The sequence below is a fragment of the Burkholderiales bacterium genome (assembly GCA_035518095.1).
GTDB lineage: Bacteria > Pseudomonadota > Gammaproteobacteria > Burkholderiales > JAHFRG01 > JAHFRG01.
In genome coordinates this window covers 171,217-184,414 of record DATIXX010000041.1, presented here as the reverse complement: position 1 = coordinate 184,414, position 13,198 = coordinate 171,217, and the positions used below count along the sequence as shown (strand labels likewise).

Sequence of the window (13,198 nt, the reverse complement as noted above, 5' to 3'; positions counted from 1 at the left end):
GAGCGTAAAGTCCTTGCGTAAAACCGGAAGCGTGCACGCGGCTCGCGCCTGTCTCAGGTATTCATCATCCCCACTGAAAAACTCCTGGTCGGTGAGCACCGATAGGCATGCCGCGCCGTGTTCGGCATAACTTCGCGCAATACCGGCCGGATTGAAGTCTTCCCGAAGCACGCCTTTGCTGGGGCTCGCTTTTTTGATCTCGGCAATGACTGCGGACAAATTTGTTTCAATTTTGGCCCGTAAGCTGCCTACAAAATCTCTGGGAGGACTCGCTGATTCGGCTTCAGCGCGTGTTCTGCCCAGTGGTTTTTTGGCTTTGGCCGCGGCTATTTCTCGAACTTTGACAGCAGCGATTTTTTGCAGGATGTCAGACACTCGCAGCTTAGGTCTTTACAATTTGGGCCTTGCAGAATTCGGCCAGCTGGTGAAGTTTGGCGCGGGCGGCACCGCTGGCGACCGCTTCCGCCGCTTTATTGACGCCTTGGTCAAGGCTGTGCGCCAAGCCGGAAACATAAATTGCCGCGCCAGAATTGAGTATGACGATATCTCGCGCCGGACCGAGCTTGTTGTCCAGTACCGAGAGCAGCATGTCTTTGGATTCGCTAATGGTTTTTGCCTGAATTGAATTGAGCGGTGAGAGCTTGATCCCGTAGCGCGTGGGGTCGATTGTGTATTCATCCACTGTGCCGCTTTTGAGTTCGGCTACTTCGGTTTTACCGCTGACGGATATTTCGTCCAAGCCGTCCAGGCCGTGCACGACCAGCACGTGGCGGCTACCCAAAGCCTGCAACACCCGTGCCTGGATTCCTACCAAGTCGTGATGAAATACACCCAGCACCTGATTCCTTGCGCCCGCCGGATTCGTGAGCGGACCAAGAATATTGAAAAGCGTGCGTACTCCAAGTTCCTTGCGAACTTTGGCGGCATGCTTCATCGCGCTGTGATAGTTGGGCGCGAACATGAAACCAATGCCGACATGGTGGATGGATTGCGCGACCTGTTCAGGAGTCAAATTGACGTTGACGCCCAGCGCTTCGAGCACGTCTGCGCTTCCACAGCTACTTGAGACCGACCGTCCACCGTGTTTCGCAATTTTTACCCCGGCGGCGGCGGCGACAAACGCTGACGTCGTCGAAATATTAAAGGTATGCGCTTCGTCGCCGCCGGTGCCGCACGTGTCCACCAGGTGGCTTTCACCGGAAACATCCACTCTCACAGAAAGCTCGCGCAAAACTTCCGCGGCGGCGGCGATTTCTTCTACCGTTTCCCCTTTTACGCGTAACCCGATGATAATCCCTGCTACCTGCACCGGGGTCAGTTGCCCGCTCATGATCTGGCGCATGATTGAGAGCATTTCATCTTGGAAGATTTCGCGCCGATCAATTAGCCGGCTTAAGGCGTGCTGCGGCGTCATGGCCGACGCTCACGCAAAAAGTTTCGAAGCAGCTCGTGACCGTGTTCAGTCAGAATCGATTCCGGGTGGAATTGCACTCCTTCGACGCGCAAACTCTTGTGCCGCACCCCCATGATCTCGTCGTCAGCGGTCCACGCGGTGATTTCCAGGCACTCCGGCAGGCTCGCGCGCTCAATCACCAGCGAATGATAGCGCGTGGCTAGAAACGGGCTGGGCAAATCGTAAAACACCCCTTTTTTAGTGTGCTGGATGCTGGACGTCTTGCCGTGCATCAATTGCTTAGCATGCACGATTTTGCCGCCAAAGGCTTGGCCAATCGCTTGATGTCCCAAGCAAACCCCGAGGATGGGAATCTCCCCGGCAAAACGCTTGATCAGCGGCACCGAAACCCCGGCTTCATTAGGCGTGCAGGGTCCTGGTGATATCACGATTTGCTTGGGCTTAAGCGCTGCGATTTCATCCAGCGTGATTTCGTCGTTGCGGTACACCACAACGTCCTCCCCCAGCTCCCCCAAGTACTGCACCAAGTTGTAGGTGAATGAATCATAGTTGTCGATCATGAGCAACATAAAATATTCCGATTAATTGCTTGCTAGCTATGTAAGATGGAGTTGTAGGCCATATTCATCGCTTATTACTACCGATTTACGACCGTTCCGATTTGCCGCCCGAGAGCGCAACGGGCGTTGCGGGACAATGTCCTGACGTGGCGCGCTACCGCCACCCGCGGGAGGGGAAAGACCACCAGTTGGATTGCAGGTAAAGCATAATCGTTATTTTACCAACATTCAAAATACGCGTGGCGACATCTGTGCCAGTGCCGCCTTGCATCGACGCCCCTTACCAACGCTTTAAATCTGCAAACGATGACCTGCCCCTATTAGCGCTACCGCTTGGCAGATCGTAAAGTCCAAGGTTGCAAGATTGGATGATTTCCCGTGTTGCATCATTGCGTGTACGCAATCGATGGCGTAATGCAAATTCAGCAGGCGGCATTCGCCCTATCGAACTGTGCGGCAGGGTCTCGTTGTAATCACGTCGCCACGCAGCGATTACCGCCTGAGCGTGAGCGGGATTGCTGAAGTATTTGTCGTTCAGACACTCGTCGCGAAATTTTCCGTTGCAACTCTCGATATAGGCGTTCTGCGTGGGTTTGCCTGCGGCGATGAGCTTCAGGTCCACACCCTGCTGATAGGCCCAGCGATCCAACGCCCGGCTGGTGAACTCGGGCCCTTGGTCGGGGCGAATGGCCTTGGGCCATCCGCATCACCGCTTGCCGCTTCGCTTGTGGGCTTAGCGTTTTACGCCGAAAGCCAGCTTGAGTACTCCTACATCCAGGTGCGCCTCGGCCAACAACTTCTTCAGCTTCGCGTTCTCCGCTTCGAGCTCACGCAACCGCTTCGCTTCATTGATCTGCGATCCGCCGAATTTCGCACGCCACTTGTAGAACGCGGCGTCGCTAAATGCATGCTTGCGGCACAGCTCCTTGACCGGCACACCGGCCTCGGCGTCCGGCCAAAACCCGATCGTCTGCTGCTCCGTAAACCGCTTCTTCAGGTCCGCTTCTCCTTCCGGAACGGACTTTACTAACGTCGGCCGGTAGCGTCTACGGAGGGCAAGTCAGTACATGCAAGATGAAGGCATTTCCGAAGCGTCCGCGCGCCAGCGCTTTTATGGTATCAACCGCTCCGGTCTAATTACGGAGAACGCTGAAGATTTGCGGCCTGAGTAGCGACCTTTTGCGCGTGCAGAATAGGAAGTGCAGGGTCGGAGGCAACCGAACGGAGAGATCACATTGCTGGATGTGGTCCGGCATGTGAAGCCTTCGGTCCTTATCGGAGTGTCCGGCCAAAGGGAGCTTTTACCGAGCAAGTCGCGAGAAATGGCCAAACATGCGGCTCGCCCAGTTATCTTTCCTATTTCCAATCCCACGTCGCCCGGCGAAGCTGTACCCCAGGACCTTGATGGATTGGACGCAGGGACGCGCTCTAATCGCTACGGGTACTGCCTTCCAAGCGGTGAATGTCGCTCATACAAAGGTTCGGATCGCCCAGTCTAATAACTCTTACATTTTTCCTGGATTGGCTCTTGGCATCGTTGCCTCCAAGGCGAGACGCATAACTGATTCGATGATCAAGGCTGCAGCCCAGGAATTGGCACGCCACTTGCCTACCCGGAACGATAAAAACGCGAGCCCCCTGCCGCCTCTCGCGGAAGCGAGACATCTTAGTCGCTTGATTGATCTGGCCGTGGGCAGGCAGGCGATTCAAAATGGGCTGACGGAGGTTGCCGACCAAGACAGCCCGCAGCGTGAGCTCCTATCGTATTTCTGGCAACCCGTGTACCTCCCGGTACGAGCGTAAACAGTGAATCAATAGGCAAAGCATATGACAAGAGTGGTGCGTTATCGCGCTCAATTACTCCACACTGGGAATTTGGATTATCTGGCCGCGCAGACGAGTGGAGGATCTAAACCCGGTCGCGATCACCCCATCGGACCGGCAGCGAACTGACGGAGTCCACGGCGCGATTCCTTGCCTCTGTGCCGAATAGTCGGTCGAAGAACGGCGGGAACACGAAGCCGTAGTTGCTTCGCGCCTGCCGGTGATGAGCCGCATGGAAGTCCCGGACGAAGCGGTAATAGCGGGTCGCCGTAAACCAGGCGCAGCTCGGCTGGTGCATCTGCACGTGGATCCACTGCCAGAAAATTCCGTGCGCGACCGCTGACAGCACGAACGTAACGGCCAGCGGCCTCGACCACCAGGCATAGACCGGCATCATGAGTAGGCCCGACCAAAGCAACGCAATTAGGCCGCGTACGTGCAGGGCGTCATACCAGGCCGGCACCTCGTCGCCCTGGAACCGACGGGCGTAGAGGCGGTGATGCACCTTGTGGTCCGATACGAATTCGAGGCGCCGCGTATGCCGATCCAGCTCGTGCAGAGGCCATCGGTGACCCACGTACTCGTAGAAGGCCAGGAACAGCAGACAGGCTGGCAGCCACAAAAGCATTAACAAGAGGAACTTTCCCATGGCACACTCTAAAATAGTTACTCCGCTAGCCCTCGCAAAGGAGTTGTTCGATCACGTCTTCACCTCTATCGGGATCAAATTGCGGTAAGTCCAATTCGAGCTGCACGCTGAGCATGCTCGCGGCTTATCTCCGCGAGGAGGAGGCGTGCCTGATCTTCCTCCGACACCGAAGACATAAGCCTTCCTGGAAAAATTTCGACATTGGCCATCAGTGACATATGCTGGTTCGCACATTCTTGGTACAAGCCAATATAGTGACTGATGACCTGCTCAAAAGCCTCCGTCATCAATCTCGAAAACTCGCTTAACAGATTCTGTAGCTTCGATTTCCTGGATGGATCGAGTCCCCTTATATGATGCTTGATGATCGCTTCGCCATATGAAACATGGTGCACTTCATCGGCGAACGCGCCGCGAATGATTTGACTCAAAGACGGGTCGATCTTGGACCAGTATTTGATCTCATATCTGTAAACCGGATAGGACATGCCTTCCATTATTATGTTCTGCGCCAGGCAACCGGCAATGAAGTCCCGTTTGTCCACTTGTTCGAGCACCAGGTCGTAGAATTTCCTGATCGCGGGAGTCGTAAAACGTTTTACAAGCATGTCGCGCCGTTCCGGGGTAACGCCAAAATCAGCCATGCGCCGGCAAAAGACCTCAAAATGTCGGCATTCGTCCATTACTTGGGTACCGAGATAAATCTTGCTGTTCTCATCCGGAGCGCAGCGCAGCAGACCGGCCACCGCCTCAAATGATGTGCGCTCAGCTTCAATAAACGTGCCGATATCTATGAGACAAACCTGTCTCAGCAGTCCCTCGCTGAAGAGCTCGGGTAAGACGCCCTGCTCTATCCCGGCGTGGCCATATTTTGTGTCCTTCAATGTTCGCCACGCGGTCCGTTCCAGCCACTGCTGAATATCCCACCCGCCATCGCCCCAATCTTGAACGCTATATGTAGGTATGTCTCGGCTGGGTTGGGCCGCGGCATCCACGGGCAGGTTTGAATCGCTGAAGTTCATAATGGGCTCTCCGTTCGATGCCAAGTGCCAGGTTTTATACGCCCCACAGCACTAGGCTGATGGCGTCTAGCTTCACCTGATCAACGTCGGTTGCAAATATTTCTAATTCGCCGTTCAAAAATGCTTCCAGCGGATTGAATCTACCGTCAAAAATCGCAACCAATGTTTCCTCGGACGATCGCAATCGGACAACATGTGAAATATCCATGAAGTCCGACGTAATCTCTGTAATGCGACCGTCGCGAACGGGGAGATATTGCTTCCACCCCGTATTAAGTACCTCGATCAAAATTACAGGCTCCCAATCTCGCAAAATGCTCCTCAGCCGAGAATCGCCGTTAACCTTCGTGCGAAATTGCTCTAGTGTTTCTGGAAGAGGCAACGTTGATGACCGTGCGGACATGACTATGCCTTATGACGTCTTCCGAAATTGTGCGATTCGCCGCGACTTGGCTACGCTAACAGCGGCGGCACCCGACAAAAAGGTAATCAGGGTGAGCAACGGGAGTCTTGTTGAAATATGGTCCGCTGAACCAAGAAACGTTGCAATGCCAAGCATTAAAAGGATGGCGGCCAATACATAATAAAGACTGGTGGGTAAAAGGCTGCGAAACAAGTCTTTATCGATAGGTCGTTTGCGCAGCCGAATATGTGACGCAACGAAAGCACAGTAGACCAAGCAATAAAGGCCGGCGCACACCTGAGCGACGTTTTGCGCAGCGTCGAAGTAGATCTCCAATATCGAGGACAGCAGGCACAGGCCGCACAGCAACAGAACGCTCGCGGAAGGTACGCCTTTAGAATTGAGCACCGAAAGGCGCTTATTGAGCCACCCAAAGAATGATCGGTCTCGGGCCAGGATGTAAAGCAGCCGGGAAGCGCCAATGACTCCTGCATTTAGTATGGTTAGCAACGCCAAAAATGACAGGCACCGCGTCAACAGGAATCCATAGTGGGGAAACAGCCGCCCGCCAAGCAATACCTGCGGTACCGTGGATCGCAGCAAATCGGAGCTTGGCAAGGCCACTTTCAGAGCCAACGCAAATAATAGGTACGTTATCGCAAGTGTCACAATGGCGATGACCATGCTTATCGGAATAAACCATCGCGACGCTTCGGGCGACTTGGCTGTCGGCGTCACCCATTCGAAACCAATAAATATAAAAAAGCTGATACCAATGGAAGACATAAATGATGCTTGCGGGGCACTTGGCGCGTACGCAAGCGCCGTGTCGAATCTCGTCATGGCAACCCAGGATAGTGCAATGGTCCCGGCCACAAGCGCAAAGCAAATAAGCACCTGCAAAAGGTGCGGCAGTTCGCGTCCTGTGATGTTCAGGTAGCCCAGAAAGCAAATCATAGCGAACGTCGCCAGGGCGCGCGCATGCGGTGCGGTGCCCGGCCACCAGGCATCGCAGAACACCTTGATCTCAATACCCGCAAAAAGGATAACGACCAACAGCGACAGGTAAGTAAAAAAGAGACTGAACTCGTCCCCGAATGCGCGTTTCAGGTAAGTGCGAATTCCGGGCGCTGATGGAAAGCGACTGGCCATTTCTCCGACAGCGAGTGCTACAGCTATGCATAAAGTTGCCGCGATGGCAATCGCCAAGCCTGTGTAGCGAACAGAATTGGCTCCGGCGATAACTCCAAGAACCAAATAACAAGAAGCCCCGAACATCATGCCGGCGCTTACGGCCACGTATTCCAGTAAGTCGACCGCTGTTTGATTTTGGGTTGCAGAAAAAACCATGATGAGATTTAGCCCATGCGGTTGTTCTGGTCCTAACAGGCACCATACCGTGCCGCCACATACCAAACGCTAACAGATTGGTTACAGATCGCTTACAAGTCGGATCTGGACAGATGTAAGCAATCTGTAACCGAACCGTATGCCATCCGTAATGCGCTTTGCGGCAGATTATTGACCAGACCCGGCAAAACCGCCGGTGGCCGCAACGGCACAACATCTGGAGGCGCATGTTTTTTCACATCCCACAACCCCATCTTAATCCCCGGCGTAGGTTGGAAACGGCTAAGTCCGGTCCTGATGTCTGCCGTCCTGATCACGGCGCGGTTCTCTATGCTTTCATCGAGAGCCGATTTGGCGCTACTCAATTGGTAGATTCCCGTCAGTTCGCGGATCTCAGGCCGTTCGGGCTGAGGTCTTTTCCCATGCAGCTTGCAGGCGCACAGGGCTCGGGTGAAATGGCCTTGCGGGCCCCCAGAAAGAAAATATCGGCTCAACGCAACTCTCAAATTTGCACCGGTGCCGATTCACTCTGGCGGTCAGAAATAGCAGTATCCGTCCGCGACCGCATCCACATATCTAGACACTGCTTGACCCGGTCTCGCTTGTCGGAAACCACCGCGATCTTTCGGGGAGAAATTGCCTCGGCGAGTTATCATGCTTAAACGCGCGCAAGGTAACGCCACGAGTCGACTCAATCCGACGCTACGCCGGCTGCTCACGCTGCTACGAATGGACCATGCGTGGGACTATGCCGACGGAGTCTGGCTCGTGGACGCGGACGGCAGGCATTTCCTCGACTGCTACGCTCAATACGGAGTGCTGGCCCTTGGACACAACGCGCCCAAAGTAATCGAAACGGCACGCACGGCGCTGGACAGTAGCGAACCGGCCATGGTTCAGCCTTTTCGAGCCTGTCATGCCGAAGCTCTCGCCCGGGCGCTTACGGAAATTGCACCGGGAAATTTATCCCGCGGCGTATTCACAACTTCGGGCGCGGAAGCCGTTGAGGCAGCGATCAAACTGGTCCGCGGACGTACCGGCCGATCCATCATTCTGGCTGCAACCGGCTCCTTTCACGGGAAGACCATGGGCGCTCTGGCGCTCACCGGACAGCGGCAATACTCCGAGCCATTTGGTCCACCGTTGCCCGGTGTTGAGTTTATAGAGTTCGGTGACGCGGACGCGCTCGAGGATCGATTAAGCCGCGACGCAGACAAAATTGCGGCCTTTTTTCTTGAACCCATACAGGGGGAGCGCGGGGTTCATCTTCCACCAGCCGGATATCTAAAGCGCGTGCGACGTCTGTGTTTGCAGCACAGCGTAGCACTGGTCCTGGACGAAATTCAAACGGGTCTGGGCCGGACTGGGCGACTTTTCGCCTGTGAATACGATGGGATCGAGCCTGACGTGTTGTTGCTGGGAAAAGCACTTGGTGGCGGTTTATTCCCGCTCAGTGGCTGCTTCAGCTCGCCCGCGTTTTGGGATGAGCAGTTCTCGCTACTGCACTCGTCCACGTTTGCAAACAATAATGTCGCGTGCCGAGTCGGTTTGACCGTACTGGAAATACTGACGAGTAATGGGTTTTGCGCAGAAGTGCGCCGTAAGGGCGCGACGCTGTTGGAGCGTCTGAATCAGATGGCCACCCGCTACCCGCAGATTATTGCCGCCGTGCGCGGACGCGGGCTCATGAGCGCTATCGAGTTGCGTTCCCCCACAGAACGACAGGGCACGTTCTTGTCCTTTTTTGCGAATCAGGGGCTATACAGCTATGCCGTGGCGGCAACGCTCGCCGAATTGGGTTCGGTCCTGGTGCTTCCAACCCTTGGGAATTCCGACGTCATTCGAATAACGCCTCCGCTCATCATCTCGGACCAAGAATTGAAGATTGCGCTCGATGCGATGGATGGAGTTTTCCAGGCGCTGCAGCACGACACGACCAGCACCATCCTGGGGGCAATCGGTGCGTTTGACGGCTACCCCCTTGCAGTCGACACTGCATGTCCGGGCCCCGCGCCGCTACTGCGCGCCCGTGTGCCCAAAGACGCACCGAAACCGCAGTACGCATGGCTGGCTCACTACACCCGCCCTGAGGATGTTGCAGTCACCAACCCGTCGCTTCGCGGCTTCAGTAATGAGGTTTTGCGGAAGGTGTGCGACTACACCAGCGCGTTCGCTCCAGGGGTTGTCATGCGTGCCCCGACTGTTCATTCAGCTACTGGCGAGAGTGTCGACGGGCTCATCTTGGCACTGCCGATCCTGCCTGAGGAAATGGCGCTGCGCGGCCTGCGCGAGATCAGCCGGGATATCAACAGGGCAGTCGATCTGGCGGCAAGTTTGGGAGTACGCGTTGTCGGTCTCGGCGGGCATACCGCTCCCTACAGCCGACGCGGACTTTCAGCTTGCGGACGGGGACCTTCAATTACGACCGGCAATGTGCTTACCGCAGGAATGGCGGTAAAAGCGACCCTGGCCGCAGCGGAAGCGCGGCATATTCGCCTGAGCCACGTTAGCGCAGCCGTAGTCGGCGCGCGCGGGTCGGTCGGCAGCCTTTGTGCGCGTCTGCTCGCGCGCGAGCAGCTCCGGCGCCTTATTTTGGTGGGTAACCCGAGCCGGACAGTCGCGGGGCTGCAAACCTTGGCCGATGAACTTAGAACCACACTGCCCGCGATTGAAATTGCCAACGACACCTCGGTACTCAAAGACTGCCAAGTCATTTTATCGGCGACAGCCGCCGCCCGACCAGCGCTGGAAGCCGCATCGCTTGCGCCAGGCACTATCATCTGCGACGTGGCCAAACCGCCCGACACTTCAGCGGCAATTCGGGCTCGCCATGACCTTTTCGTTTTTGATGGCGGTCACGTGGCGTTACCGGATTCCAGACTCAAGTTTGGAGTCGGAAATCTTAATAACTTACCCACCGGCGTCACACTCGCCTGCTTGGCGGAAACTATCCTGTTGGCCTTGTCGGGCGAGACCCGTGATTTTGGTGTCGGCTACAACGTGTCGTTGGCAGAGGTGGATCATATGCTCGCCCTCGCCAGTCATCACGGTTTCCATCTCGCTTTACCGCGAGCCACGTGTGAATGCCCACCCGCCCACGGCCTGCCCCTTGTCTTGGGCGCAGCCTGAGGAACCGCAATGAGCGCTGCCGCTGTCCCAAATCAAGCAACTTCCTGGTGGATGCGGGCCGAACACATTGCCATAGTCATAATTTTCGTGGCTCTGGCCCTTGCGCACCTGAAGGACATCTCTTGGGGCCGGTTTATCTGCGCGTTTTTGCTCATCGATCTGATCGGCTATCTGCCAGGGGCAGTGGCATCTCGCAGATCCCGCGGCAAACCGATTGCGCCCATTTACTATCTGCTCTACAACCTAACCCATAACTATGTCGTTGCAGGTGCCGCAGTCGTACTTTGGGTGCTCGCCGCCGGGGGCCCGGAATGGGCGATGGTGGCCGTGCCGATTCATCTATCCGGCGATCGCGGCCTGCTGGGCAATTTTTCGAAACCTTTGTGGCTGCCTTTTGAGCCGTGCAGCCCAGCCGGGGCTACGCGAGATAAGCAATGAGCATCGCTCCTCAACCATACGACTACGACATCATCATAGTCGGTGCCGGCGTCGGCGGCACGGCTTGCGCTCTGGCTCTTGTCCACGACCGCCAATTACGCGTGCTGCTTATCGAACGGCATGCAGGGCCCGGCAACATCAATCGCGGTGAAAGCCTGCTGCCTCCGGTGACCGCACTGCTTCGGCGATGGGGCGCATTGGAACGTTGCTACGCAGCGGGGGCGCGCCCGGTAAAAACGATGCAATTTTTTCATTTTCGCAAAGGCCTACTGCTGGATTTTCCGCTCGCTTTGCCCAAGGTGACTGATCCTTATCTCGTTCTGCCACATCCCCAGATCGAGTGCGCATTTGTTGAGTCGGCGGTAGCAACGGGGCGCGTTGAGATGCGCTATGCGACGCGTGTGTTGTCCCTGATCAAGGAAGACGGTCGCGTTCAAGGAGTCCTGGTCCAAGGCAGCGACGGAAAAGAACAGCGGCTGAACTGCCGCGTAGTGATCGGCGCTGACGGCGCGAAGTCCGTCGTCAGAACAGGACTGGGAATCGACGTGTACCGCGCCCCCTATAACCATAGTCTATTCATTGTGGACATAGACCGGCCCATCGGCATGCCTGATGTCCTGCGTACCGAAATGCACCCCGATGGCGGCGTGCTGGTGGTTCCAGGTGTCAATCGTCTCGGCCTTGCTGCTGTGATTCGAAGTGAGCACGAGCACCTATTTCGTTCCGGTGCAATAGAAGAAAAGTTCTCGCACATCGAGCACCGCTCCCCACTGTTAACTGGGCGTCGCCCGGTGGCCGCGGGGGCACACCTATATAAACTGTGGCGCGCGCACGCGCCGCGTTACTCGGCATACGGAGCAGTGTTGCTCGGCGACGCGATCCATGTCATCAATCCAGTAATGGCCCAGGGGATGACGATGGCGATAGAGGACGCCGCAGCACTTGCCCGGTACCTGGGCACGGCCCTCGAGGCCAGGGCCACGGCCGCGGAAATCGACACGTGCTTCGCTTCCTACGAACGGGAGCGGCGCCCCTACAATGCCGGGATTATTCGCAATTCGCACTGGTTGAGTCTGTTATTTGCTCTCGGCGGCCCGGTCGGCGACATCTTGCATCGCTGTGCATTTGCAATCGCCACGTCGCCGGCAGGATCCTTCATTCAAGATCGGATCTGGTCCTCCTTCGCAACGAGCCCGGAGCCTCAGTATGGCTAGCAATCAAGCTTCGCTCCCATGGATAATTTCGCGGCGGGATGACTTGCTCTGGTTTCAGGGCTCGGTCATAGCCGGGCTTTGTCTGCTCGCCTTTTTTGTTGCTACTCCATACCCCGATAGCGCGCACCTTTCGCCTAGCGACCCCGTTATTGTTGTTCTCTTTTTATGGGGAGTAATGTTCGACGGAACGCACGTTTGGGCCACTTACGTCCGCAGCTACCTTGCTCCGGACGCGAGTTCACGAGCGGGAATTCCCAAGTCTTGGTGGTGGCTGATTCTTGCAGTAGGTCCCGCTGTCGCACTCGCCGATGCTGTGCTTGCGTTGCAGGGCGCGCTATTCAGCTATTTTCTCCTTGGCGCCTACTTATGGGCCTATTGGCACCTGGTGCGGCAGCACTACGGCTTTCTCGTGCTGTACCGCAGGCGGTCCGGTGAAAACAGCCGGAGCGGTCAATCGCTCGACTCTTTCATGCTTTGGGTCGGCTGCCTTTACCCGTTTCTGCGCTTTTCCCTTAGCGAACCATACCTTGAAAGCGGCCTGCCGCAACTCGTTCCCGTTGTTCTGCTGCCGCAATTAAAATTAATTTTGGATTTGGCGTTCTGCGTAGCAATGGGAGCGGCCGTAATCCTCGCCGTCTCCGGCCGGTATGAGCAGTTTCGCCCGGGACCAAAGCACCTGCTGCTGACGCTTGTGATCCTATTTCACGTGCTGGTCTTCACCCTCCTCTCTCATTTGCTCACAATTCTCGCGACACTCACCATTTTCCACAACCTCCAATACCACCGGATTGTTTGGCAATACGAGGCGGGCCGTGGACGGCGTCCGTTGGGCGGTCTCGTCCCCTACCTTGCGAGCGGATTGATGCTCGGCCTGGTCTGGTATGGGCTACGAGTTCCCGCCGTGGTCGCCCTGACCAACGCAACGGCCCGCAACGTGGTGCTCGGGCTGTGCTGGGGGATCGCGTTTCACCATTACCTGGTTGACGCCAGGATCTGGCGCGTGCGTCGAACTCCTGCTGTGGCGCAGGCGCTTGATGCCAGTGTGGTTCAGCGCTAATGCCAATTCACCGACCGATGCATTATCACCAGCGGTTATGCCGTTGCTCGTAGGCGCTCATGACCCGAATAGCCCTGTCCAGCCGAGTATCTGAAGGGGCTTGGCAAAAGTACGCTGCCATTCTTCGCCACGATGGAG

13 protein-coding genes and 1 pseudogene are annotated in these 13,198 nt (G+C 56.3%); 5 read left to right on the top strand and 9 right to left on the bottom strand.

The window, feature by feature from the left end; genetic code table 11:
- The 4 genes and pseudogenes from VLV32_08160 to VLV32_08145 all read right to left on the bottom strand — a co-directional run.
- Positions 1-375, bottom strand: a 375-nt coding sequence (locus VLV32_08160; protein HUL41862.1) for an indole-3-glycerol phosphate synthase TrpC, incomplete at its 3' end; no start/stop codon positions are given.
- Positions 376-382: 7 nt separating this feature from the next.
- Positions 383-1,414: an anthranilate phosphoribosyltransferase gene (trpD, locus tag VLV32_08155; protein HUL41861.1), complete on the bottom strand. Its 1,032-nt coding sequence runs from the start codon at positions 1,412-1,414 to the stop codon at positions 383-385.
- Positions 1,411-1,983 carry an aminodeoxychorismate/anthranilate synthase component II gene (locus VLV32_08150; GenBank protein ID HUL41860.1) on the bottom strand — a complete coding sequence of 191 codons (573 nt, stop codon included), beginning with the start codon at positions 1,981-1,983 and terminating at the stop codon, positions 1,411-1,413. Before VLV32_08150 ends, trpD begins: the two co-directional genes overlap by 4 nt.
- A 271-nt stretch (positions 1,984-2,254) precedes the next feature.
- Positions 2,255-2,971, bottom strand: a pseudogene (locus tag VLV32_08145) (integrase core domain-containing protein).
- 335 nt (positions 2,972-3,306) lie between these two features.
- Between VLV32_08145 and VLV32_08140 the strand changes: the two are divergent.
- Entirely contained in the window at positions 3,307-3,777 is a 471-nt protein-coding gene (locus VLV32_08140) for a malic enzyme-like NAD(P)-binding protein (protein HUL41859.1), read from the top strand.
- A 106-nt stretch (positions 3,778-3,883) separates the two neighbouring features.
- On the opposite strand, the gene VLV32_08135 is transcribed toward VLV32_08140, so the two are convergent.
- The 5 genes from VLV32_08135 to VLV32_08115 form a co-directional block, all read right to left on the bottom strand.
- Positions 3,884-4,447 (bottom strand): sterol desaturase family protein, encoded by a 564-nt coding sequence (locus VLV32_08135; GenBank protein ID HUL41858.1) that lies wholly within the window; start codon positions 4,445-4,447, stop codon positions 3,884-3,886.
- A gap of 74 nt (positions 4,448-4,521) precedes the next feature.
- Positions 4,522-5,469: a ferritin-like domain-containing protein gene (locus VLV32_08130; GenBank protein ID HUL41857.1), complete on the bottom strand. Its 948-nt coding sequence runs from the start codon at positions 5,467-5,469 to the stop codon at positions 4,522-4,524.
- Positions 5,470-5,503: 34 nt separating this feature from the next.
- Entirely contained in the window at positions 5,504-5,872 is a 369-nt protein-coding gene (locus tag VLV32_08125; GenBank protein HUL41856.1) for an SCP2 sterol-binding domain-containing protein, read from the bottom strand.
- Positions 5,873-5,881: 9 nt separating this feature from the next.
- Positions 5,882-7,222: an APC family permease gene (locus VLV32_08120; GenBank protein ID HUL41855.1), complete on the bottom strand. Its 1,341-nt coding sequence runs from the start codon at positions 7,220-7,222 to the stop codon at positions 5,882-5,884.
- Between the two features lie 92 nt (positions 7,223-7,314).
- The gene (locus VLV32_08115; protein HUL41854.1) at positions 7,315-7,716 is read right to left on the bottom strand and encodes a hypothetical protein; all 402 of its coding nucleotides are present in this window, start codon (positions 7,714-7,716) and stop codon (positions 7,315-7,317) included.
- A 160-nt stretch (positions 7,717-7,876) separates the two neighbouring features.
- Here VLV32_08115 and VLV32_08110 point away from each other — a divergent pair, with 160 nt between their 5' ends.
- Genes VLV32_08110 through VLV32_08095 form a run of 4 tightly spaced genes read left to right on the top strand, consistent with a single transcriptional unit; the run spans position 7,877 to position 13,060 of the window.
- Complete coding sequence (locus tag VLV32_08110) at positions 7,877-10,351, top strand: aminotransferase class III-fold pyridoxal phosphate-dependent enzyme (GenBank protein HUL41853.1); 2,475 nt, start codon at positions 7,877-7,879, stop codon at positions 10,349-10,351.
- A 9-nt stretch (positions 10,352-10,360) separates the two neighbouring features.
- Entirely contained in the window at positions 10,361-10,789 is a 429-nt protein-coding gene (locus VLV32_08105; GenBank protein ID HUL41852.1) for a hypothetical protein, read from the top strand.
- Positions 10,786-12,003, top strand: coding sequence for an NAD(P)/FAD-dependent oxidoreductase (locus VLV32_08100; GenBank protein HUL41851.1), 1,218 nt, complete (start codon positions 10,786-10,788; stop codon positions 12,001-12,003). The genes VLV32_08105 and VLV32_08100 overlap by 4 nt, the downstream gene beginning before the upstream one ends.
- Positions 11,996-13,060: a hypothetical protein gene (locus tag VLV32_08095; protein HUL41850.1), complete on the top strand. Its 1,065-nt coding sequence runs from the start codon at positions 11,996-11,998 to the stop codon at positions 13,058-13,060. The genes VLV32_08100 and VLV32_08095 overlap by 8 nt, the downstream gene beginning before the upstream one ends.
- The last annotated feature ends 138 nt before the right edge of the window (positions 13,061-13,198 follow it).